Source organism: Proteus vulgaris (assembly GCF_023100685.1).
In the GTDB taxonomy this organism is placed as follows: domain Bacteria; phylum Pseudomonadota; class Gammaproteobacteria; order Enterobacterales; family Enterobacteriaceae; genus Proteus.
In genome coordinates this window covers 1444791-1465093 of sequence record NZ_CP090064.1, presented here as the reverse complement: position 1 = coordinate 1465093, position 20303 = coordinate 1444791, and the positions used below count along the sequence as shown (strand labels likewise).

The 20303-nt window shown below is 37.0% G+C and carries 33 protein-coding genes and 1 tRNA gene; 28 read left to right on the top strand and 6 right to left on the bottom strand.

Annotated elements, in window-relative coordinates; genetic code table 11:
• The first annotated feature begins 58 nt into the window (after positions 1-58).
• The 23 genes from LW139_RS06870 to LW139_RS06760 all read left to right on the top strand — a co-directional run bounded on the left by LW139_RS06870 (position 59) and on the right by LW139_RS06760 (position 10434).
• Positions 59-754 carry a LexA family protein gene (locus LW139_RS06870; RefSeq protein WP_247850852.1) on the top strand — a complete coding sequence of 232 codons (696 nt, stop codon included), beginning with the start codon at positions 59-61 and terminating at the stop codon, positions 752-754.
• A 26-nt stretch (positions 755-780) separates the two neighbouring features.
• Positions 781-1188: a hypothetical protein gene (locus LW139_RS06865; protein WP_247850851.1), complete on the top strand. Its 408-nt coding sequence runs from the start codon at positions 781-783 to the stop codon at positions 1186-1188.
• 437 nt (positions 1189-1625) lie between these two features.
• Entirely contained in the window at positions 1626-1898 is a 273-nt protein-coding gene (locus LW139_RS06860) for a hypothetical protein (protein ID WP_247850849.1), read from the top strand.
• 5 nt (positions 1899-1903) lie between these two features.
• The gene (locus LW139_RS06855) at positions 1904-2251 is read left to right on the top strand and encodes a hypothetical protein (protein ID WP_215941767.1); all 348 of its coding nucleotides are present in this window, start codon (positions 1904-1906) and stop codon (positions 2249-2251) included.
• A gap of 57 nt (positions 2252-2308) precedes the next feature.
• The gene (locus tag LW139_RS06850; RefSeq protein ID WP_247850848.1) at positions 2309-3289 is read left to right on the top strand and encodes a hypothetical protein; all 981 of its coding nucleotides are present in this window, start codon (positions 2309-2311) and stop codon (positions 3287-3289) included.
• Between the two features lie 34 nt (positions 3290-3323).
• Complete coding sequence (locus LW139_RS06845) at positions 3324-3488, top strand: hypothetical protein (protein ID WP_247850845.1); 165 nt, start codon at positions 3324-3326, stop codon at positions 3486-3488.
• A gap of 220 nt (positions 3489-3708) precedes the next feature.
• Complete coding sequence (locus LW139_RS06840) at positions 3709-3984, top strand: hypothetical protein (protein ID WP_063693270.1); 276 nt, start codon at positions 3709-3711, stop codon at positions 3982-3984.
• Positions 3981-4133, top strand: coding sequence for a hypothetical protein (locus LW139_RS06835; RefSeq protein ID WP_247850844.1), 153 nt, complete (start codon positions 3981-3983; stop codon positions 4131-4133). The genes LW139_RS06840 and LW139_RS06835 overlap by 4 nt, the downstream gene beginning before the upstream one ends.
• Positions 4130-4450, top strand: coding sequence for a hypothetical protein (locus LW139_RS06830; protein ID WP_247850843.1), 321 nt, complete (start codon positions 4130-4132; stop codon positions 4448-4450). Before LW139_RS06835 ends, LW139_RS06830 begins: the two co-directional genes overlap by 4 nt.
• Position 4451: 1 nt before the next feature.
• On the top strand, positions 4452-5066 hold the full coding sequence (locus LW139_RS06825; RefSeq protein ID WP_247850841.1) for an ERF family protein: 615 nt from the start codon (positions 4452-4454) through the stop codon (positions 5064-5066).
• Positions 5066-5605: a single-stranded DNA-binding protein gene (locus LW139_RS06820; RefSeq protein WP_247850839.1), complete on the top strand. Its 540-nt coding sequence runs from the start codon at positions 5066-5068 to the stop codon at positions 5603-5605. Before LW139_RS06825 ends, LW139_RS06820 begins: the two co-directional genes overlap by 1 nt.
• Before the next feature lie 8 nt (positions 5606-5613).
• Positions 5614-6069, top strand: coding sequence for a hypothetical protein (locus tag LW139_RS06815; RefSeq protein WP_247850838.1), 456 nt, complete (start codon positions 5614-5616; stop codon positions 6067-6069).
• Between the two features lies 1 nt (position 6070).
• Positions 6071-6298: a hypothetical protein gene (locus LW139_RS06810; RefSeq protein ID WP_247850837.1), complete on the top strand. Its 228-nt coding sequence runs from the start codon at positions 6071-6073 to the stop codon at positions 6296-6298.
• 42 nt (positions 6299-6340) lie between these two features.
• Entirely contained in the window at positions 6341-6607 is a 267-nt protein-coding gene (locus LW139_RS06805; RefSeq protein WP_247850836.1) for a hypothetical protein, read from the top strand.
• Between the two features lie 36 nt (positions 6608-6643).
• On the top strand, positions 6644-6964 hold the full coding sequence (locus tag LW139_RS06800; protein WP_247850834.1) for a ClpX C4-type zinc finger protein: 321 nt from the start codon (positions 6644-6646) through the stop codon (positions 6962-6964).
• On the top strand, positions 6964-7242 hold the full coding sequence (locus LW139_RS06795) for a hypothetical protein (protein ID WP_247850832.1): 279 nt from the start codon (positions 6964-6966) through the stop codon (positions 7240-7242). The genes LW139_RS06800 and LW139_RS06795 overlap by 1 nt, the downstream gene beginning before the upstream one ends.
• Entirely contained in the window at positions 7235-7516 is a 282-nt protein-coding gene (locus LW139_RS06790; RefSeq protein ID WP_247850831.1) for a hypothetical protein, read from the top strand. The genes LW139_RS06795 and LW139_RS06790 overlap by 8 nt, the downstream gene beginning before the upstream one ends.
• Before the next feature lie 72 nt (positions 7517-7588).
• Entirely contained in the window at positions 7589-8725 is a 1137-nt protein-coding gene (gene dcm, locus LW139_RS06785; protein WP_247850829.1) for a DNA (cytosine-5-)-methyltransferase, read from the top strand.
• Positions 8726-8814: 89 nt separating this feature from the next.
• Positions 8815-8988 (top strand): hypothetical protein, encoded by a 174-nt coding sequence (locus tag LW139_RS06780; RefSeq protein ID WP_247850826.1) that lies wholly within the window; start codon positions 8815-8817, stop codon positions 8986-8988.
• The gene (locus LW139_RS06775; RefSeq protein ID WP_247850824.1) at positions 8981-9262 is read left to right on the top strand and encodes a phage protein NinX family protein; all 282 of its coding nucleotides are present in this window, start codon (positions 8981-8983) and stop codon (positions 9260-9262) included. The genes LW139_RS06780 and LW139_RS06775 overlap by 8 nt, the downstream gene beginning before the upstream one ends.
• A gap of 1 nt (position 9263) precedes the next feature.
• Positions 9264-9809 carry a phage N-6-adenine-methyltransferase gene (locus LW139_RS06770; RefSeq protein WP_247850823.1) on the top strand — a complete coding sequence of 182 codons (546 nt, stop codon included), beginning with the start codon at positions 9264-9266 and terminating at the stop codon, positions 9807-9809.
• 7 nt (positions 9810-9816) lie between these two features.
• A complete protein-coding gene (locus LW139_RS06765; RefSeq protein ID WP_247850821.1) occupies positions 9817-10023 on the top strand; it encodes a DUF4060 family protein in 207 nt (68 codons plus the stop codon).
• A 204-nt stretch (positions 10024-10227) separates the two neighbouring features.
• Positions 10228-10434, top strand: a complete 207-nt coding sequence (locus tag LW139_RS06760; protein ID WP_247850819.1) for a helix-turn-helix transcriptional regulator — start codon at positions 10228-10230, stop codon at positions 10432-10434.
• Positions 10435-10437: 3 nt separating this feature from the next.
• On the opposite strand, the gene LW139_RS06755 is transcribed toward LW139_RS06760, so the two are convergent.
• Both LW139_RS06755 and LW139_RS06750 read right to left on the bottom strand, forming a co-directional pair.
• Positions 10438-11622 (bottom strand): tyrosine-type recombinase/integrase, encoded by a 1185-nt coding sequence (locus LW139_RS06755; RefSeq protein ID WP_247851204.1) that lies wholly within the window; start codon positions 11620-11622, stop codon positions 10438-10440.
• A 165-nt stretch (positions 11623-11787) separates the two neighbouring features.
• A tRNA-Ser gene (locus LW139_RS06750) sits at positions 11788-11875 on the bottom strand.
• A 182-nt stretch (positions 11876-12057) separates the two neighbouring features.
• Between LW139_RS06750 and tusE the strand changes: the two genes are divergently transcribed.
• Positions 12058-12387: a sulfurtransferase TusE gene (gene tusE / locus LW139_RS06745; protein WP_247850818.1), complete on the top strand. Its 330-nt coding sequence runs from the start codon at positions 12058-12060 to the stop codon at positions 12385-12387.
• A 37-nt stretch (positions 12388-12424) separates the two neighbouring features.
• On the opposite strand, the gene LW139_RS06740 is transcribed toward tusE, so the two are convergent.
• Positions 12425-12706 (bottom strand): acylphosphatase, encoded by a 282-nt coding sequence (locus LW139_RS06740; protein ID WP_247850816.1) that lies wholly within the window; start codon positions 12704-12706, stop codon positions 12425-12427.
• Between the two features lie 197 nt (positions 12707-12903).
• Here LW139_RS06740 and hspQ point away from each other — a divergent pair, with 197 nt between their 5' ends.
• Positions 12904-13224 carry a heat shock protein HspQ gene (gene hspQ, locus LW139_RS06735; RefSeq protein WP_006537351.1) on the top strand — a complete coding sequence of 107 codons (321 nt, stop codon included), beginning with the start codon at positions 12904-12906 and terminating at the stop codon, positions 13222-13224.
• A gap of 79 nt (positions 13225-13303) precedes the next feature.
• Here the strand turns inward: hspQ and LW139_RS06730 are convergent, their stop codons facing one another.
• Complete coding sequence (locus LW139_RS06730) at positions 13304-13717, bottom strand: CoA-binding protein (protein ID WP_109408831.1); 414 nt, start codon at positions 13715-13717, stop codon at positions 13304-13306.
• Positions 13718-13854: 137 nt separating this feature from the next.
• On the opposite strand from LW139_RS06730, the gene LW139_RS06725 reads away from it, so the two are divergent.
• Positions 13855-14313 (top strand): methylglyoxal synthase, encoded by a 459-nt coding sequence (locus tag LW139_RS06725; protein WP_072069639.1) that lies wholly within the window; start codon positions 13855-13857, stop codon positions 14311-14313.
• Positions 14314-14315: 2 nt separating this feature from the next.
• On the opposite strand, the gene helD is transcribed toward LW139_RS06725, so the two are convergent.
• Positions 14316-16367: a DNA helicase IV gene (gene helD, locus LW139_RS06720; RefSeq protein ID WP_247850814.1), complete on the bottom strand. Its 2052-nt coding sequence runs from the start codon at positions 16365-16367 to the stop codon at positions 14316-14318.
• 114 nt (positions 16368-16481) lie between these two features.
• On the opposite strand from helD, the gene yccS reads away from it, so the two are divergent.
• Positions 16482-18650 carry a YccS family putative transporter gene (yccS, locus tag LW139_RS06715; protein ID WP_166539569.1) on the top strand — a complete coding sequence of 723 codons (2169 nt, stop codon included), beginning with the start codon at positions 16482-16484 and terminating at the stop codon, positions 18648-18650.
• Between the two features lie 75 nt (positions 18651-18725).
• Here yccS and LW139_RS06710 read toward each other — a convergent pair whose 3' ends face one another.
• On the bottom strand, positions 18726-19334 hold the full coding sequence (locus LW139_RS06710) for a TfoX/Sxy family DNA transformation protein (protein WP_109408828.1): 609 nt from the start codon (positions 19332-19334) through the stop codon (positions 18726-18728).
• Between the two features lie 231 nt (positions 19335-19565).
• Between LW139_RS06710 and sulA the strand changes: the two genes are divergently transcribed.
• Positions 19566-20117, top strand: coding sequence for an SOS-induced cell division inhibitor SulA (gene sulA / locus LW139_RS06705; RefSeq protein ID WP_166539568.1), 552 nt, complete (start codon positions 19566-19568; stop codon positions 20115-20117).
• Positions 20118-20303: the final 186 nt, after the last annotated feature.

Here is a 20303-nt window from a genome sequence, read left to right as displayed (position 1 = left end):
AAGTCTCCTTAATGAACTTTCAGTACATATATTAGTTGAACTGACAGTTCCTTTCAAGATGTTTATTATTGAACGTATGGTACAAATTAATAACGTGCGTGAATCATTTGCCAAGAGGCTTGCGCAGGCTTCAAGAGATGCTGGTTTTGATGACCATGGCAAAGCGACAGAAATAGCTAACAAACTTGGCGTAACCACTAAGGCCGTCAGTAAGTGGTTTAATGCCGAATCACTACCAAGACAGGAAGTGATGAATAAGCTAGCTAAATTACTTTCAGTAGATATAGTCTGGTTGCAACACGGTCAGGAAAGTGTAAATAATGCAAATGTTAGTAATCCAAGACCTTATAGACCAGCCCCCAAATACCCTGTAATTAGTTTTGTTCAGGCTGGTAATTGGACAGAAGCATGTGAGCCATATACGCTTAGTGAGATCGATGAATGGTACGAGTCTGAAGTAGCTGTTCAAGGATCTGCTTTCTGGCTTAAAGTTGAAGGTGATTCAATGACGGCACCAACAGGAGTCAGTATTCCTGAAGGTTCATTAGTCCTTGTTGATACAGGAAGAGAGCCTATAAATGGAAGTTTAGTAATAGCCAAACTTACTGATACAAATGAAGCAACATTCAAAAAACTTGTCTTGGATGGAGCTAAATATCTTAAAGCGTTAAACCCAGCTTACCCCGCAATTACTATAAATGGTAACTGTAAAATTATTGGTGTTGTAGTTCAAATGATGATGCGATTTGTCTAACTTTTAATCATTAAAAAGAGGATGCTTTGAGAAAAATTTTTCTAATTATTATCATTGCTTTGTCAGGCTGTGTAACAGGTGAAAAAATATCATCAATACATTCTGGGATGAGTAAAGACAATGTTATATCAATAATGGGTAACCCTGATGGGAATGCGTCAAGCAATGATTATGAAATATTAATTTATGCTAACAGGCTTATGTCTGGTTGGTCTTATGATAAAGCCGACTATAAGTTTATATTTAAAAATAATTCTCTTATTGAATATGGGCCAGAAAAAATAAGACAAGATAATGGAGCTTCGGCTATTAGAGCGATATCAGCACAACAAAGCCTGTTACTATGGCAACAACAGCAAAACATTTATAAGAAACCAGTAACAACAACGAACTGTACAAAATTAGGCTCTACCGTTAACTGCACATCATACTAACCTCACGCCCTTTATTTGATCCCTCTATATGAGGGATTTTTTTCATCCCGCCTAAATAAATTAGTGATTAAGATCTAATTTTAAATATTTACAAAAAAATAAATACCTTTTAAAAACAACAAAATATACTAAAAGTTCACTATGATAATAAAATATTGTACTTTTGGTTCTTGATTTATGTGAACTATTGGTTCAATATATAACTCATCGAAGGCAAGGAGCCATAGATAAACAGGATGTTCGCTCTTTTACAATTAGGAAAGCTCAGAATAAATTTTCAGAGCAACCACTGAGTGGTTTTTGGGATTGGTGAATGCTAAGGCTGATTAGCAGCTGAATGCTAGCAGGCGTGGGCAACCAGTAAAGTAGCTGGGACTGTTCACAAGTAGGAGATCAGCACCTACCGCCAATCACCAAAGATCACTTAGGAGGCAAATATGGCAACAATAACTTTTAAAGAGAACTCAAAAATTCGCAGACGCAGAAAGCAAGGTGAGTTTTTGGCTCGAAAGATAGCTATGAGAAGTCGCTCAGTGGAAGAAATATGGGATTCAATATTTGGCGTTGAGAAACCAGAACGCCCTGTTCTCTCTCTCAAACCAACAAAGCATTATCCAAGTGGAGATAACTGTTGCTTACCTAATGTAGCAGTATTTTCAGGAGTTAAAACAAAACAGCCGAGCAGTGAGTTCGGGGTTACGGCGAGGTGATGAATATGTGTGATTTACCACAAGCATTTAATCAAGTTTATAGAACAGCAAGGAAAGATCATAAGTGCTGTGAATGCCATAGAAAGATACTAAAGGGCGAGAAATACCTATATTCATCTGGAATATGGGATGGCGAACCTGACTCATACAAACAGTGCTCCATATGTGGAGAGGTTGCTAATGCCGCAACTGTAATATCCGAACCTGATGAAGCGCCTGCATTTACAGGACTTAAAGACTGGTTTAACAATCAAATGAGTTCAACTTTCAAAGGTGGTGAATTCATTAGCAAGATGTCTCATGACCTAGGTGTTGAGCTTGAAAAAATAGCATATGTTCTGGCGCGCAGTTAACTAATTACAGTCCATTCTGTGGGCTGTGGTGAGTTGATTAATAGATAGGAGATAGAGATGGAAAGTAAGCCGATAGAAATTGAAATTATAAAAACAGATGCTGGTCAGTGTTTCATAACCGACTGCACAGCAACCAAGGGCTATGACTTTGATTATCATAAAACAATTTTAGATAAGCTTCTGTTTGATGGTATGAGTCCAGTTAAAACATTCCATACCCACTGGTACTCGATTGGAAAATTCCCATCAAAAGTAGAGAAGGTAATTTCAGGTGAGAGAGAAAATAAGAGGTATGAATTAAAGAACCCTGAACTGGCAAGCGATAAATTACCAAATGAAATAGCGATTGGTGACTGTGATAATTATGATGGCGATATTATCGACTCACTTTACTCACTAAAGTATGACGTTAAACCTGATTACTCTGTTGAAGTTAACGTTAAATTCAACATCATTTGCGAAGTGGAAAACTTTAAAAAATCACCTGAGTTTAATTACCCTGCAATTAAAAGAGTTGGGTTTTCAGATGAGAAGTATTCAGTAACAAATCAAAACATAAAACACTCCCTAATAGATTGCATAGTCACTCCCGAACCTGTTCGGTCAAATAGTCCATGCAAAATATCATCAAAGGAAATGTATGATTTGGTTCGCCAACATATCATCAATAACATTGATACAAAAATAGCAAGAATCACAAGTGATTATGATTTCTGCTTTGAAGTTAAAAAGATTATTCCTTTGCTTAAACCTCACACTTATTCTTATAGGGATGTATTCGCAAGAACAAAAAAGCAAAGAGAGAAGCTGTACTTTAAAACAGCTACATCTAAAGAAGTTTCAATTTATGAAATGACACACGAACAAGAAAATTACAAAAACTACACAGCAATTAAGTCATTCTCTGCAAGCAACGAGTGGGAATTAAAAGAAATGATTGATAACTATTTGTCTGAAGTTATGCAAATTATCCATTCTCCATTGAGAATTTGCGAATGCTGCGATGGAACTGGATATCTACAAAACGAAAGCAACTAGCATCGTATTTAGTTAATAACGGAGGGAGTATGATATGCCAATGTTCAAAGTAACTTGCAAATGGAATGGCGAACCTTGGGAAAAGGATATTGAAGTAGAAGATGAAGGTGATTGTGCCGAACACATGTATTTATTTGGAGTTTTAATCAGCAGAGCAAACATCACGGAATTAGATATCAAAGAAATACATCAACAGTAACCCACCGCACCAACACCAGATAACCACCCTATCGCTCACCTAGCGAGGTAACAATGAAATCAGAATATTACATCACTATGCGTGATTGCATGGCGGTGCGTATCACTACTCCTTTTTTACAGCTTGCTCGTCAGGCGGCAAGGATAGCCGTCTCAACTAATAACAAGGATGTCTGGCGGTTGGCTAGCCAACTACAGAAGATGGCTTACAGGAGGAAAGTATGTCACTGACCATACGTTACACCTATGCAGATATGACAAGTAGAAACCGAAATAATGGCACGGAAATAGCCTTTCAGAATCTTAACGATGTCCGCATTGAAACAGAATCATTCAGGGAACTTACTCAATATTACCAACCAGAGCCATCAGAAGTCGTTGATTACATCATTAATCAGTATGACGCAAAGTCACTCGCAGCAGCTATTCATCTCTCAGGGCGAGGGGAAGTAGTCGCAAAGATACTCAATGAGTTGTATTTCAGGAGGGTTGCATGACAAGGCGTCAACAATGGTTAGAAGAATTACGCAGGAAGCGTAAAGAATCACAGGAACGCGAACACGATGAATTTATGTATCAAACGGAAGTGTTAGGACGACAAGGACTGTCGATACCAACAAAGGACTTTGCAGGAGATTTTCAATGAACGTTTCTAACTCATACCCTACCGATAAATACCCTCGCCTAACATCACCGTCATTAGCAAAAAACAGAGAGGAAGCTCTGGCTCAAGCTATTGCAATGATTGAGGGGCATTTGCCGAATACGAGCGTGAAGGAGAGAGAAAAGCGACTAGCAATGGAGCTACTACATATGAACTTGGACGCATCAAAAAATCACCCTCCTATTCCTCCACATATTCAAGCGTTACGTGATGCAGAAAGGAATTCTGCACCGAGTAATAAATTTGAAGTCGATTACTACGGAACCGATCGCCGACCGGGTCAGCATTTGGGAGATTAATATGACTGCTGTATATAAAGCGATTAGTAATGTAGCCAAGGAAATGGCTGAAACAGGAATAAAGAAAGGAAGCAAAAACCAACAGCAAGGGTTTATGTTCAGAGGAATTGATGCGGTATATAACGCTCTTGCTCCGGCTTTGGTTAAGCATGGATTGCTTATTCTTCCACGGATCATTGAACGCACAGTCACGGAAAGACAAACGCAAAGAGGTGGTCAGTTATTCTACGTTGTGGTTAAGGCTGAGTTTGATTTTGTCGCCACGGAAGACGGCAGTAAACACACGGTAGTGACTTATGGTGAAGCTATGGATAGCGGCGATAAAGCGACAAACAAAGCCATGTCAATTGCATATAAATACGCGGCATTTCAGGCGTTCTGTATTCCAACAGAAGAAACCGCAATTGATGCAGATGCGGAAGTTCATAACGTAGCGCCACGGACGGCAGAGCAGATATTAGCTGATTACACGAACTTCCTTAGTGCAGCAACGAACCAATCACAAATCATGGATGAGTATAAAAAAGCATGGAATGCATTGGCTGGAACTGAATCACAAAAGGAATGTGAACACGTAACAGGCATTCGGATTAAAGAACTTAAGGAAGCTGCATAATGGCAAGTAAAGGCGTGAATAAATGTATTCTCATTGGTCATTTGGGGCAGGATCCAGAAATTCGTTATATGCCGAGTGGTGGCGCAGTAGCAAATCTCACACTAGCCACATCGGAATCGTGGCGTGATAAACAAACCGGTGAGATGAAAGAAAAAACCGAGTGGCATCGTGTATGCATCTTCGGCAAATTAGCAGAAATTGCAGGTGAATATCTAAGAAAAGGAAGTCAGGTATACATAGAAGGTTCTCTGCAAACCAGAAAATGGCAAGACCAAAGCGGGCAAGACCGATACACAACAGAAGTAGTGGTCAATATTGGTGGAACAATGCAGATGCTAGGCGGTAACAGTGGTAATCAGGCAGGAAGCCAGAAGCCACAGCAGAATCAAGGATGGGGACAGCCACAGCAACCGCAAGCACCAAAACAAGCACCGAGTAATCAAGCACCACAGAATCAGCCACCGATTGATTTTGAAGATGATATTCCTTTTGCGCCGATTGGGCTCATGTATCCACGTCACGCTATTAATGTGATTTAGGAGGCTTTATGTCAATTACTCCAGAATTTGTAGAATATGATGAAAATGGTTATTGGACTCATTCAAAACTGCCATATTCCGAAGATAGTAATGAAATTATGCAGTGGGTAACGGATAACCAATTAGAGCAACGCTGTATTTATATGAGTGAAGATGTCGGAGAGAATACACCTGTTTTCCAGAACTATTTTACTCACGGTAACCCTAATGTATCAGCTTGGATGCCAACAGAACCTCCTGGTGAAGGTTGGTTTGTTGGAGCCATATACGAAAGTGAAGATGGACCCATCTGTCTTTGGTTACGCTCTTCAAGATATCAATTAAAAGAACAGTTTTTTAAAGCCCATCGAGAAGCTGAAAAAACAGCTTATGAATATTTCTGTGCTTGCGATATCGGCGAAGAGAGAATTCAAGCACACGAAATCTACCAACGTATCAGAACAGCTACGCGCATAGGTGGATGATATGAATACGCTCGTGATGATTTTAACTAATGAAGATGGCGAAGAAGAAGAACCACTGTGGCACGCAATAGACCCATTTAATGATGATTTCAAGGTTTTATGTTCTGGTCAATTTTTTGGTGAACATGCTAGTGAATGCACATACAAAACAAAGGATATTATCAGAGGTGGCATTAGCTGTCCTAAATGCTTAGAGATAATTAAGTTCTATAAGAGCATTAAACTCTAACTTAAATTGAGTAGAACAAACAGGATCAAACAGGAGGTAGATATGAAAAAGCAAACAGTAGATTTACTAAATTCTAATAACGAAACTATTTTGATGATGCGAGGCAGTCAAACCAAAGAGCAAGTTATCGACGCTGCAATTAAAGAAAACATTATTTGTGAAAGCGATAAATTGGAATGGGTTAATTGCGATCGCGTTGATGTTTGTTATTACAAAGCAGTTCCTCGTGATGGTTATTCAGCATATTACTATCCATCAAATAAAGATGTTAAAGGTGCATTTTTAGCGACAGCTTTAATTATCTTTTGATTTAACTCGCAGGGATGCAATGAAGAGGAATGAATAATGGATAGTTTTACACACCATAATCAAATTATGAAATTTACATTGCCAGAACCAGATCCTAGGAATGTTTGCAACTTTTGCGGTGGAAGCGGTAGTAAGGACAATTTAATCCAAGGTAAAGCAGCAAATATTTGCTTCGACTGCTCAGATTTAGCGAAGGAAATTGCAGATGAAAAGCGTAAGGAAATTAAAGAAAAGGAAATTAATCAAATTTCTAACACCCTATCCACTACTCGTGACGGTAATTTTGATGTAGATATGGCTCAAGCTCTAGTTTACGCAAATCGTTTATACAAAGCTGGGTATAGAAAGGTGGAGTGATGGATAAATCAAGGAGACAGTTTGAAGAAGAATTTAGAAAGTATTCTACATTAGATAAAGATGACATATTTAAAATAGATTCAGAATCTGACGATTATTATTACCTAGCAACTCGGCAAGCATGGCATTGGTGGCAAGCATCACGCGAGAGTTTGGAGGTTGAATTGCCACAACGTAAAGGCATTTGTCATAACGAATACGATAGTGGTTATTTTGATGGAATTGATAAATGTGAAGACATATTAATCAGCAACGGAGTGAAAATAAAAAATGAATGATGAGATATTGGAGTTAGCGATTGATTTAAAAAATAAAGCTAAGGTATTAAGCATTGGGCATGAACGATCATATGTTAATTTAGATACGCTAATAAAAATTTGCGAATATATCGAACACATTAACAATCTACAACCAGTCGCTTGGATGTACCCTGTATTTCATGATGAGAAAATGCAATTCACTACTGATGCTGTTACATCTGAAAATATAGATATTCATTTTCAATCTCATGGCTCACCATTTAAAGTAACCCCGCTATATAAATTAGATTAAACAACCATGCAAATAATCGGATATGTATTACTCATGCTAATACAGGGTTCTGCACATTCATAGGAAATCAAAATGATATATTTAAGTCTGTTCAACGGAATATCCGCTGGGCGATTGGCGCTGTCTCGAGCTGGAATTAAATTTGATAAATATTACATCGCTGAAATAGATAAATTCGCTAACAAAGTATCTGAGTTTCATTATCCAGATAACATTCAATTAGGTGATGTTAATAATTGGCGTGAGTGGGATATTGACTGGTCAAGTGTAGGATTAGTTACTGCGGGATTTCCATGCCAGAGTTGGTCACTTGCGGGAAAGCAACTAGGTGATAAGGATGAGCGTGGTAAATTATTTTGGACGACGTTAGAAATAATGAGTCATGTATTAGAAAATAATCCAGATGCTAAATTCATGCTCGAAAATGTAAAAATGAAAAAGGAATTTGAGGAATATATAACATTACATACGGAGCGTGCATTAGGTTATGTAAATAAAACGCTTATTAATAGCTCGTTATTATCAGCACAAAATAGACAGCGTTACTACTGGACTAATTTTGAAGTTAGCCAGCCAGAAGATAAAGGTATTTTGCTGAAAGATATTATTGATGATGAAAGTATTACTGATAGAGAAAAATCATATTGCATCATGAGCAATTACGCATGTGGTGCAAGTGAAGATGAATACTTTAATAAACGTCGCCGGCAAATAGTATTTAGACCATGCGAGCCAAGAGAGAGTATCAGGCAATCCAGAGACGGGTTAATTCATGTTGCTAACGCCTCTGATGTCAAAGGCAATGAGCAGATAAAGCGTATTTATTCTGATGCTGGAAAAGCCCCGACACTGTCAACATGTCAAGGCGGGCACAGAGAGCCGAAAGTAGCAATCTATCAGCGTCCTCGAGGGAAAAACAATGGAGGTATTCACACTGAAAAATCTCCAACACTCACATCTAATTCGTGGGAACATAATAACACTCTGCAATATCGAAAATTAACTCCTACAGAATGCGCCAGACTACAAACATTTCCCGATGGTTGGTGTGAAAATATAGTCTCAAATTCACAGTCATATAAATGCTACGGCAATGCTTGGACTGTTGATGTTATTGCTCACATATTTAAATGTGCATATAGAGAAAATAAACATGAAGTTATTCGTCCTGTTGTTAATTATGAACAATCATGCAGTGCCAATATCTGAGGATTTATACACGCAATCGGAATGCAATAAACGTGCTGAATATTTAATGTCAGTGAGGGATGTTGAAGTTATTTGTGGTGAGGCATGGAATGAAAGATAAATATAATGTGAACTTACAAGGCTACGAAGAAGAAGGTTTTGAAATTGAGCCGACAATAAAAGATAAATTTAACTTAAAATCTCCATCGTGGGATATATCAATAACAAAGCAGGACTTAGTTAATATTAAACTCATGATAGAGGAGATATTAGAAAATGAATAAATACACCGAACTATCTGACTTCGAGATTAATAAAGCGGTTTTTATTAAATTATATGGCGAGGAATCACTAAAAGACAAAGATATGTTTAATTCATTTTATCGAACTGACTATTGCCATAATCCAGAAGACGCCATGCCGATTATTATTGAAAATAAAATAGCAATGAATCCTAAAGATGACATCTGGCAATGCGGCTCAGGATGGAATGTAGCTGAAAATAAAAACCCACTACGCGCATGTATGGAAGCTTTCTTAATGATCAAGGATGCGTAGAATGAAGGCTGACTACGGAGGTAGCCATACACCAAAGGAATTGCGTGATAGATGGCAAACTCCCCTACCTTTATTTACAGCATTGGACGCTGAATTCGGTTTCTATTTAGATGTTGCCGCCGATAAAAATAATGCTCTCTGTTCTCATTACCTCACCGAAAAAGACGACTCGTTAAATTGCGATTGGGAAAGTTACGGGGCTATTTGGGTGAATCCACCCTATTCAGATATTCAGCCTTGGATTAATAAAGCCGCCGAACAATGTAAAAAACAATTACAGCCTATCGTGATGTTAATTCCTGCTGATACTTCTGTCGGTTGGTTTAATTCTGCATTAGAAACAGTTGATGAAGTGAGACTAATTACAGGAGGAAGAATATCTTTTATCAATGCAGGAACAAACAAACCAGTTAACGGTAATAATAAAGGCTCAATGCTTTTAATATGGCGACCATATATCAAACCACGAAAGATAATTAATACTGTCGATAGAGACGAATTAATTAATATCGGCAATAAAATATTAAGTGAATGGAAAATAGCATAGGTGAATTATGAGATTAATAATTCGCGATGAAGTCACGCCCATAGAAAGGATTGCTATTAATGAGGCACTGGAAGCCCATAAAAAGAAATACAATAGAACAGGAATAATCGTTAGTCACAAAATAAAGATAGGAAAGAATATCTATCCTGTGGAAATAGAAAACTGTCGTAAACCATATATGGTCACTTTGCGTAATAAAAGGCAAAGGCTATGAATGCACAAGCAATGGAAAACGCGCGACGACAAATAGCAAAGGAATGCTTAATCGAACTCAGAAGCCATGGAATACCCAACGACAAACTAACAACTCAGATCCTCGATAAATACACACCGAAGTTTAAGCCTCTAAATCACACAAAGTACAACACCAAAGATGTTATGTGCCAATACATCAGAAATCTGCAAAAGGAAGAGAAAGATGGAATATAAATTATTACGTTTAGATGAAGTTTTAGATAGAACGGGATATAGCAAGTCATGGACTTACAAATTAATAGATAAAGGAGAGTTTCCAAAGCAGGTAAAAATAGGATCACGTTCGGTTCGTTTTATTGAAAGCGAAGTGGATGAATGGATAGAGCAACGAATTAATAATGCTCGTTGCCCTGAAAGCACCCTCAATTGAATTTTATTTCTTTTTACTTCTCAGTTCATCTATGTAATCAGCATACCACTGCATCATCTCTCTTCTCCCCTCCAAATACAGCGCATGGTTATAAGTACCACGGATAGAGTTTTTATCAACATGAGCAAGTTGTAACTCTATCCACGCTGTATTAAATCCTTTCTCATGCAATATTGTGCTCATGGTGTGTCTAAAGCCGTGACCAGTAGCCCTTCCTCTATAACCCATTCTTCCAATCATTGTATTTATTGCCATTTCGGACAGATGTTTTTTATGGTTAGTTCGGCTAGGAAAAATATACTGGTAATCGCCACTTATTGGCTGTATTTGACGCAGTAAAGAAATCACCCGATCTGACATTGGTACAACATGAACCCTCCCCATCTTCATTATTTTTTCTGGTAGTTTCCATGTTCTACTTTCAAAGTCGATAAATGACCATTCTGATTTTCGTAACTCTCCAGGTCTTAAACCAGTAAGCATTAAAATGTTTAAAGCGGTTCTTACTATCTGACTTCCTTGGTACTTATCTACTGAAGATAAAAACTCAGGCAACTCATCAGCTAATAAGTACGGGTAATTTTCTCGCTGATGCGGAATAAATGCGCTAGCTAAGTCAGGAGCAGGATTGTATTCAGCTCGTCCAGTGATAATTGCGTATTTCCAAACCTCGCCACAGCGTTGTCTCACCTTCTTTAATTTCTCGGTAACACCACGTTTCTCCATTATTGAAAGCACTTCAAGTAATTCGAGAGGTTTAATCTCTGCTATTGGGCGATCTCCAATATATGGGAAAACATCATTTTCAAATGCTTCCATCATGTCATCGCGGTAACCTTCAGACCATCGGTCTTTTCTTCCCTCATACCACTCTAGAGCAATGCTTTTAAACGTATTGCTTCCCTCGAATTTTGAATCCCTTTTCTTATCCTTCTTTATCTTGTTGGGATCAACACCATCAGATAACTGCCGTTTTGCGTCATCCCTTTTCTTTCTTGCTTCCGCGAGAGTTATGGTTGGGTAGACACCGATAGCTAGGACCTTTTCTTTGCCATCTATACGGTATTTTAATCTCCAATATTTACTTCCTGATTTTGTAACTAATAGATATAAACCTCCTCCATCGAATAGTTTGTAGTCCTTTTCTTTTGGCTTACTGATATCAACTTGCTTAACTGTTAATTTCATATTGGGGGTATTAAATATTAAGGGGGTATAATGTTCCCCCATTTGTACCCCAAAAAAATGGAGCTTTCAAGAGACGTTAAGAGACTTCGGGAGACAATGATTTAGTGCGAAGATTTGATTTTACTGGAATTAGGAGACTTCAGGAGACGCTAGGAGATGATGAGATGGCGGAGGAGGAGAGATTCGAACTCTCGGATGGTTTCCCATCGGCGGTTTTCAAGACCGCTGCCTTCAGCCGCTCGGCCACCCCTCCGCAATGGGGAGCAATATAAACATCTAGGCTTATATTGTAAAGGTCTTATTGTACTGTTTGATGTAAAATTAAACGCATTACAAGTCAATGGCTTAATTAATCAACGATTTATGGGTTCTGCTTGGGTATTTTCCTTATTTTTGCTAAATTAACGCTATTATTTTTGATTGGTCATAAAGCACATGTTTGTATTTAACGGAAAAGAAATCGAGACAGATAGTCACGGTTATCTAAAAAATAGCAATGAGTGGAGTGAAGATATAGTTCCAACATTAGCTGAAATAGAAGAAATTGAACTAACAGAGCAACATTGGGAAATTATCCGCTTTGTTCGCCAATTTTATTTAGAATTTAATACCTCCCCTGCTATTCGTATGCTGGTAAAAGCTCTTGCGCAAAAATATGGCGAAGAAAAAGGCAATAGTCGTTACCTTTATCGTCTATTTCCTAAAGGCCCAGCGAAGCAGGCCACAAAACTGGCTGGTTTGCCTAAACCCGTTAAATGTATTTAAAATATTAGCTTCTAATAATAAATAACTAAAAACCACACTACTCACAATGGCGGATTGAGAAATCTGTCATTGATTCATATTCACAAGATGTAGCAGACCAAAATGTAATTTTGGCGCCTCTAAGGCCACCAGCTTCTAACCAATTTTCAAATTCTTTAAGCACACCTTCCTTTGCAAACGCTCTTACGCCCACACTGCCGTCATCACGATTCCAAACATAACCTGTTATTGGTTGTTTCTTCATCCATTGATAAGTAAAAAAACGAAACCCAACGCCCTGCACATGCCCTTGAATAATATATTCTCTACCCATTTTCATATGCTCTCCTGATAATGTTGTTAAAATAAAAATTCTACTCAGGTTATTGTCTTTTCTTTATACAATAGATAATCTGATTTTGTGAGGTTCTTTATTCATAATGAAAGCAAAGGATTATATTTTTTTCAAATCCTTGAAATTTCACTTTGTGCCCTCATATATATAACCAATAAGCAAGGCTATATGGAGGTGATACTATGATGACCGCCAGCAAATTTGGGATAGGACAGCAAGTTAGACATAAATTACTCGGCTACTTAGGCGTTGTTGTCGATGTGGATGCTGAATATTCCCTTGATCAGCCTAATGAGGATGATATTGCATCTAATGTGACCTTGCGAGCAGCACCTTGGTACCATGTTGTGATGGAAGATGATGAAGGACAACCCGTTCATACTTATCTTGCTGAAGCGCAGATAACTTATGAAGTTTCAGATGAACACTTAGATAATGACTCATTGGATGAGCTATCGCAGTCAATTCGTAGCCAATTACAGGCTCCACGATTACGAAATTAACCGAATAATCTAAATAAGCCGTGATCTGAATAAATATGATAATCGCCGAATTTGTTTTCGGCGATTTTATTTTAATTTTTTACCAAGGAAGGCCATGCGCTTCGATTTCTTTTTTAGGACAACGATCCATAACCACTCGTAACCCTGCTTTTTCTGCTAACTCTTTGGCATCTTCATTAATCACATCAATTTGTAACCATAAGACTTTGGCATTAATTTCAATCGCTTCTTTTGCGATCTCTAATGCAGCAGATGATTGACGGAAAACATCAACCATATCAATCGAGACAGGAATATCTTTTAATGAGGTATAACATTGTTGACCTAACAATGTTTGTCCAGACATACCTGGGTTTACAGGAATAACATCATAACCTTGTTCTAATAAGAATTTCATGACTTTATAGCTTGGGCGATCTTCTTTGCTACTCGCACCAACAAGTGCAATTGTTTTGACACTTCTTAAAATGTCATAAATGTCTGAGTCCACCATTTATATACTCCGTTCATCATGAAGATTGAAAATATTATGATACATCATAGTATCTTGATCCGTTCATAGCTTGTAAGATAAAAAAAAGGTATTTTGACAGCTGGAACAATAACTATATTTATTTTTAAAGGTATCAAATGGAACAAATTGACCGCACGCTCTTAAAAGAAAAAAATATCGCGCTTGTTGCCCATGATCACTGCAAAAGCTCATTACTTGAATGGGTTCAAAATAATCGTGAACAACTGTCTCTACATAAGTTATTTGCTACAGGAACCACAGGAAATTTAATTAACCACCACACCGGCCTAAGTGTTACTCAAATGCTAAGTGGTCCAATGGGCGGTGACCAACAAATAGGTGCAATGATCGCTGAAAAGAAAATCGATATTATGATTTTCTTTTGGGATCCATTGAACGCCGTTCCCCACGACCCGGATGTTAAAGCCCTTCTACGCTTAGCAACGGTATGGAATATTCCGGTTGCCACCAATCGTGCAACCGCAAACTTTTTAATTTCATCGCCTCTGTTTTCACAAGAATCTACAATTAAAATTCCTGATTACGAAGGTTATTTAAAAGAAAGATTAAAATAATTCTAAGGTTTTCGCTGTATAGGAACACCTTGAGATTTTAGCTCCGAAACAAAACAAGATGGCTGTTGTTTATTAAATAATAGCCATACTTGTTTTTTTGCTCTTGTTAATGCCACATACATTAAACGGCGTTCTTCCGCATTAGGATAATCTTCAATTTTTGGTAATAACGCTAATTCAATAATTGATTCCCTTGCAGGTGCTGGGAAAGCATCTTTACCTTCTTGCAAACCTAAAATAATAACGTAATCAGCTTGTTGCCCCTTCGATGCATGAAAAGTCATAAATTCTAAATTTAATTTAGGCCACCGTGTCTTAGCTTTTTTTAATAGTTCAGGTTTTAAATAATGATAACGGGCGAGTAAAAGGATCGTTTCATCGTCACCAACATAACCACTCATTTTATTTAATAGATTTTCAAGTTGATCATCTGATAGTAAAACAACCGCTTTTTTATTGCCTTTAACTAGACTATTTAAAGGCTTAGATAATTGCATCGGATTTTGTTGAATAAACGTATTAGCAACATCACCAATTGTGTCATTAAAACGGTAGGTCGTATCTAATGCACATTCGGCGCCTTCTCCAAATGAATGATGAAAAGAGGTCGTTAATAATAATTCAGCACCACTAAAACGGTAAATAGCCTGCCAATCATCACCCACAGCAAATAAAGACGTTTGTTTATTTTGCTGCTTTAATGCTGTTAATAGTGATGCTCTAAGTGGCGAAATATCTTGAAATTCATCAACAAGTATATGTTTCCATGGGCTAATAAAACGTCCTTTTTCAATAAGATTGATAGCTTGATGTAATAAACCGGAAAAATCTATCGCGTCTTCTTCTTTTAATGCCATCTTCCATGCTTTTAATAAAGGCGATAATAATTTTAAATATTTTTTGAATGCATCTGTATATTCAGGTTGTACACTTTCAATTAGTGATTTTTGACTACCGCCTTGCATTCTTAATAAGCCAATCCAACGCTCTAACCTTACAGCAACTTGATTTTCTAATTTTCTATCATACCAAAATTCACCTTCTGGAATATCCCAATCAAGCTCTTGAGATAACCATTCACGCCATCCCTTTGCTTGCGCTTTTTTCTGCTGACATTGATTTCGCCATTCGCCTAATAATAACGCTCTTCTTTTTTCACTATTTATTTCAAGTTCACTAATTTTAGGTTGTTTTTTTGTCGCTTGTTGAATAATAGATAATGCTAATGCATGAAATGTTTTCGCCATAATATCGGCATTTAAACGCGCTGAAATACGCTCATTCATTTCTTGCGCCGCTTTACGCCCAAATGCCAATAACAAAATTTGCTCTGCTTGTGCTAAATTTCGACGTAATAACCATCCTACTCTTGCGACTAGTACAGATGTTTTACCACTTCCGGCCCCGGCTAAGACTAAAATATTCTCTTCACCATTAATAACCGCACGACATTGTGATCCATTGAGTGGAGATGATTCAATTGTATTAAAAAACTCCGCATGCTCATTTAGCATTTGTGTTATCCACGCAGAATTTTCTTTATTAATAAGTAATTCACCTTGTTTTAACCACTCTAAACATTGCTGATAAAGTACTTGGCAATTATCAAATTGGGTAAGGCGTTCAAGTGGAAGTGGAATAGCCGATAAGCTTTCTTTTATAGATTGTTGAATTTCACTAAGCTTAGATTGTTTTATCCATTTATTGGATTGCATAATTTCAGTAATATTATGGAGTTGCTTCTCAAGAACTTGAGCACTGATTTCACTCATTTCTTGACTCCACATTTGCCATGTTTGGAATAGATATCGATAGAACTGCTGAGTTTCCTCCCAGTCTGTTCCATGTAATCGAACCACTTTATCTTCCGGCAATAAAAATTCTAATTCACCCCACACAATCCCTTTTTTACAGTAAATATTAATCAATTCATTAAAAGGAATTAAATACTGATGTTTTTCACCACTGACTTCAATACCTGCATTTAACAATTTGACTCTATTATAAGGATGCTGTGCTAAACGTTGTCCCATCGGAGTGGATTTCAGTTCCATACGTAATTCCTGCAATAAATAACAAATAGTCTGTTGTTAAGCTCTTTTTAATCGGTGATAAACCCTATATTCTAAGAGGTAATTATCTTCATCTTGTTTATTTAAGGGCTTTTTGTGTTCACTTTGCTAAATGGCGCCCGCCGATTTATCTATAATAGCCACTTTCTCTATTATATTCGCATAATAATCGCACTTACAGGAACGACTTTGTTTCCTTGGGTGTTAGGTCAAGAGCCTAAATACACCATTCCGCTGACTTTAGGTGTGGTCGCAGCCGCATTAACGGACTTAGATGACAGACTTGTCGGGCGTTTAAAAAACCTGGTCATTACCTTATGCTGTTTTCTTCTTGCATCAGCATCAATAGGATTGCTTTATCCCTACCCTATTTTATTCTTTTGTGGTCTAGCAATTTCAACTTGGGGATTTATTTTATTAGGCGCGCTAGGACAACGCTACGCTACCATTGCTTTTGGTGCTTTATTAATTGCCATCTACACTATGCTCGGTATGCCTATTTTCCCTATTTGGTATGAACAACCTATTTTGCTGTTGCTAGGCGCTATTTGGTACAACTCGTTAACCTTAGTTGGTCACTTATTGTTTCCTATTCGCCCTGTGCAAGATAATTTAACTCGTTGCTACCAGCAACTCGCAACATACCTCGAGGCAAAAGCAACTTTATTTGATCCTGATATTGAAGATGACTATCAACACTCACTTTATAGTTTAGCTATGGCAAATAGTCAGCTTATTGACACAATGAATCAAACTAAAGTCACGTTATTAAGCCGACTAAAAGGTGATAGAGGTCAGCGCAGTAGTCGCTTTACGCTTCATTACTATTTTGTAGCTCAAGATATTCATGAAAGAGCCAGTTCATCTCATGTCCAGTATCAATTATTGAGTAATGAATTGCGCCACAGTGATGTGCTTTTTCGTTTTCAACGTTTACTTTCTATGCAGGCTCGGGCTTGTGAACAAGTTGCACAATCAATTCTTTGGCATAAAAAATATCAGCATAATCCCGCCCTCGAGCGTTCCATTAATTATTTAGAAAATGCCCTCAATCATTTAAAAAATACAACCACAGAACCTCAATTAATGACTCCTTTGAATAATTTATTGCAAAACCTTCAAGGGATTGATGCGCTTTTACGCAGTATTAGCACAGAGCAGTACCAAATATCCCATGACCAAAAAGAAGAAACTCAACTTTCCGATGATGGTTTAACCGGATGGCGAGATATCGCATTAAGAATAAAAGAACATCTTACTCCTAAATCAGCACTTTTTAGACATGCAGTTAGAATGTCACTCGTGCTTTGTATTGGTTATGCAATTATTCAATTTTTCCAATTAGACAGAGGCTATTGGATACTATTAACCAGCTTGTTTGTGTGCCAGCCTAACTACAATGCAACACGTAGACGCTTAACATTACGTGTAAGTGGCACCATTATTGGTATTTTAATCGGTTTCCCTATTTTATATTTTGTACCCTCTATTGAAGGACAACTGGTATTAATCGTTATCACCGGCACGCTCTTTTTTGCATTTAGAACGATACAATATGCACATGCCACGCTATTTATTACATTATTAGTTCTGCTAAGTTTTAATTTACTTGGTGAAGGCTACGATGTCGCTCTTCCTCGAATTATTGATACCTTAATTGGTTGTGCTATTGCATGGTTTGCGGTCAGTTTTATCTGGCCTGATTGGAAGTTCCGCCAATTACCTTTTGTTATTCAAAAAACAATGACAAATAACTGCTATTACCTTGATGCTATTCTTATTCAATATTACCAAGGAAAAGATAATAGCTTAGATTATCGAATTGCTCGCCGTAATGCTCATAGTAGCGATGGTGAACTCGCTTCACTTATCTCGAATATGTCATCAGAGCCAAAAAGTTATCAAGCCTCCCAAGAGGTCGCTTTCCAGTTACTCTGTTTGAATCACACCTTACTTAGCTATATTTCAGCACTTGGTGTTCATCGTTCTAAAATCGAAGATGAAACAATACTTACGTTGCTGAATGATACTGTTTGTTATATCGACGCTGCTTTGCGTCACAAAACAGCGCAGGATAAAGCATTTAAACAACCTCATATCGAGTTAATTGAACGGATCAATTCATTACCTAATGCTGATGATGGGCGAATTCAATTAGTTGTTACTCAGATTCGATTATTACTAGATTTACTCCCTCAAATCATTAACTGCATTCAAATAATTGAGCAAGGAGAAACAAATAAAGCACTTGAATCACAGCGTTAGTGTTAATGCCTAATCGACGTTATTTTCTCTAATTTCATATGAGGACTAGAGAAAATAACTGTCGTTAGGTTTATTTTATTGAAAAGACAATTCATTATACCAATCTAATAGTTCTGCTTTTAGTTGGTTGGGTAACACGGAACGATGACATCCCATTATTGCCCCCGCTAATGAAAGTAAAATCTCACTATTTTTTAAATTATGGCTGCGCATTAATTTCAAATAACAGGCTTTGGCACCAATAAGTCGTAACTCTTCAACTTTATTAACCCCAATTTGGCTTAGCCTTTTCTCTAATATGACACCTAAATTAGGTAAATCTTTTATTCGGCATGGCCTTTTCCGTTGGCCTAAATACTCTTGCATGCTGTAGTGATATGACAAATCAATATATTGATCTAATTTTTGCTGATTTTCCCATAAAGAATCCATGATTTTATAATAACGTAACGTTATTGGTTTTCCTTTTTTCAGATAAATATAGGCTTCCATTTTTGTTGCCTTATAAAGCGTCTCTAAAAAATCGCTTCCTTTTAAATAAAGTTGATTATCAGACGTGATAGCAAACATAACGTCATCAATCATTAAGCTAACACCACCAAATTGAGACTTTGTTGTTAACTCTCCATATTTCGCAATGCGCGATAGCAAATGAGCCTTCCGTTGCTCAGGTAAAAATGACATTAAAACTCCAACATAAACATTGATGTGAATTTTTTATCTTTGAATTCAAAAACATGCATATGAAACTTACCATAGAAACAATAAAGAATTTACTTTTTATTGCCAATAGTTAACAGCTTGAAAATAGAGATTTACATAAAATTTGAGAGGAACTTTCAAAAAATTGAGCTTGATTTAAGCGAAATTTAGAGATACTGTATATTCATACAGTACATATAGGCAGAGGTAAACATGAAAATCTCAACATCATCTCCGACAAGACAAAACACCATTCTCCAAGAGATCTCGAATGAGGTATTACCTCTATCTATCCCTTCAGCAATGGTTACTACGGAAAGTAATAATAAACAAGGCATGGTAAGTGAACTTCTCTACCAAAATCCGCTCGTTATTAATCACATCCTTTTGCCATTACTAAAACAGTATAGCCATGAATCACGTTGGTTATTGTGGTTAAGCCCACAACAAAAACTCAATCGTTCTTGGTTGAAAAACGTAGGATTACCTCTTGATAAAATAATCCAATTAAATCATGCAAATAGAATAAATACGGTTGATTTGATGGAAAAAGCATTAATGAGTGGAAATTACAGTGTCGTTCTAGCTTGGTTACCAGAAATATCGCCAGAAGAGATGAAAAGATTAGAATCTGCTGCAAGCAAAGGTAAAAGCTTGGGGTTTATCATGCGTCAACAAATTAATACAAATATCCATTTAGAAAGTACTAATGCATCTAAACGACATTTGAATTCCGTAAAAATTCATTCAATTCACTACCATTAGTGAAATTTAAGAGTTTTCCTAATACTCAGAACACCTCGATATCATTTAAGATAAGTCAAAAGTATTTATAACCTAAATCATATAGTTACAATAAATTTAACAAAAATACAGAATCTTACCCATTGTGGAATTAGGCAGATCTTTTTAAAATTTTAAGTCGAATTTTAAAGGATTACTTGTAACTTT

What these genes read in the sequence shown, in the direction of transcription:
- LW139_RS06800 (WP_247850834.1), top strand. Translation starts at nt 6,644, where the DNA reads ATGGATAGTTTTACACACCATAATCAAATTATGAAATTTACATTGCCA.
- LW139_RS06805 (WP_247850836.1), top strand. Translation starts at nt 6,341, where the DNA reads ATGAAAAAGCAAACAGTAGATTTACTAAATTCTAATAACGAAACTATT.
- hspQ (WP_006537351.1), top strand. Translation starts at nt 12,904, where the DNA reads ATGATGACCGCCAGCAAATTTGGGATAGGACAGCAAGTTAGACATAAA.
- LW139_RS06810 (WP_247850837.1), top strand. Translation starts at nt 6,071, where the DNA reads ATGAATACGCTCGTGATGATTTTAACTAATGAAGATGGCGAAGAAGAA.
- LW139_RS06820 (WP_247850839.1), top strand. Translation starts at nt 5,066, where the DNA reads ATGGCAAGTAAAGGCGTGAATAAATGTATTCTCATTGGTCATTTGGGG.
- LW139_RS06775 (WP_247850824.1), top strand. Translation starts at nt 8,981, where the DNA reads ATGAATAAATACACCGAACTATCTGACTTCGAGATTAATAAAGCGGTT.
- LW139_RS06780 (WP_247850826.1), top strand. Translation starts at nt 8,815, where the DNA reads ATGAAAGATAAATATAATGTGAACTTACAAGGCTACGAAGAAGAAGGT.
- LW139_RS06845 (WP_247850845.1), top strand. Translation starts at nt 3,324, where the DNA reads ATGCCAATGTTCAAAGTAACTTGCAAATGGAATGGCGAACCTTGGGAA.
- LW139_RS06765 (WP_247850821.1), top strand. Translation starts at nt 9,817, where the DNA reads ATGAGATTAATAATTCGCGATGAAGTCACGCCCATAGAAAGGATTGCT.
- LW139_RS06825 (WP_247850841.1), top strand. Translation starts at nt 4,452, where the DNA reads ATGACTGCTGTATATAAAGCGATTAGTAATGTAGCCAAGGAAATGGCT.
- LW139_RS06740 (WP_247850816.1), bottom strand. Translation starts at nt 12,706, where the DNA reads ATGAAAATGGGTAGAGAATATATTATTCAAGGGCATGTGCAGGGCGTT.
- LW139_RS06730 (WP_109408831.1), bottom strand. Translation starts at nt 13,717, where the DNA reads ATGGTGGACTCAGACATTTATGACATTTTAAGAAGTGTCAAAACAATT.
- LW139_RS06815 (WP_247850838.1), top strand. Translation starts at nt 5,614, where the DNA reads ATGTCAATTACTCCAGAATTTGTAGAATATGATGAAAATGGTTATTGG.
- LW139_RS06870 (WP_247850852.1), top strand. Translation starts at nt 59, where the DNA reads ATGTTTATTATTGAACGTATGGTACAAATTAATAACGTGCGTGAATCA.
- LW139_RS06835 (WP_247850844.1), top strand. Translation starts at nt 3,981, where the DNA reads ATGACAAGGCGTCAACAATGGTTAGAAGAATTACGCAGGAAGCGTAAA.
- LW139_RS06860 (WP_247850849.1), top strand. Translation starts at nt 1,626, where the DNA reads ATGGCAACAATAACTTTTAAAGAGAACTCAAAAATTCGCAGACGCAGA.
- LW139_RS06790 (WP_247850831.1), top strand. Translation starts at nt 7,235, where the DNA reads ATGAATGATGAGATATTGGAGTTAGCGATTGATTTAAAAAATAAAGCT.
- LW139_RS06710 (WP_109408828.1), bottom strand. Translation starts at nt 19,334, where the DNA reads ATGTCATTTTTACCTGAGCAACGGAAGGCTCATTTGCTATCGCGCATT.
- dcm (WP_247850829.1), top strand. Translation starts at nt 7,589, where the DNA reads ATGATATATTTAAGTCTGTTCAACGGAATATCCGCTGGGCGATTGGCG.
- LW139_RS06850 (WP_247850848.1), top strand. Translation starts at nt 2,309, where the DNA reads ATGGAAAGTAAGCCGATAGAAATTGAAATTATAAAAACAGATGCTGGT.
- LW139_RS06795 (WP_247850832.1), top strand. Translation starts at nt 6,964, where the DNA reads ATGGATAAATCAAGGAGACAGTTTGAAGAAGAATTTAGAAAGTATTCT.
- tusE (WP_247850818.1), top strand. Translation starts at nt 12,058, where the DNA reads ATGTTTGTATTTAACGGAAAAGAAATCGAGACAGATAGTCACGGTTAT.
- LW139_RS06840 (WP_063693270.1), top strand. Translation starts at nt 3,709, where the DNA reads ATGTCACTGACCATACGTTACACCTATGCAGATATGACAAGTAGAAAC.
- LW139_RS06770 (WP_247850823.1), top strand. Translation starts at nt 9,264, where the DNA reads ATGAAGGCTGACTACGGAGGTAGCCATACACCAAAGGAATTGCGTGAT.
- sulA (WP_166539568.1), top strand. Translation starts at nt 19,566, where the DNA reads ATGAAAATCTCAACATCATCTCCGACAAGACAAAACACCATTCTCCAA.
- LW139_RS06725 (WP_072069639.1), top strand. Translation starts at nt 13,855, where the DNA reads ATGGAACAAATTGACCGCACGCTCTTAAAAGAAAAAAATATCGCGCTT.
- LW139_RS06760 (WP_247850819.1), top strand. Translation starts at nt 10,228, where the DNA reads ATGGAATATAAATTATTACGTTTAGATGAAGTTTTAGATAGAACGGGA.
- LW139_RS06855 (WP_215941767.1), top strand. Translation starts at nt 1,904, where the DNA reads ATGTGTGATTTACCACAAGCATTTAATCAAGTTTATAGAACAGCAAGG.
- LW139_RS06755 (WP_247851204.1), bottom strand. Translation starts at nt 11,622, where the DNA reads ATGAAATTAACAGTTAAGCAAGTTGATATCAGTAAGCCAAAAGAAAAG.
- helD (WP_247850814.1), bottom strand. Translation starts at nt 16,367, where the DNA reads ATGGAACTGAAATCCACTCCGATGGGACAACGTTTAGCACAGCATCCT.
- LW139_RS06830 (WP_247850843.1), top strand. Translation starts at nt 4,130, where the DNA reads ATGAACGTTTCTAACTCATACCCTACCGATAAATACCCTCGCCTAACA.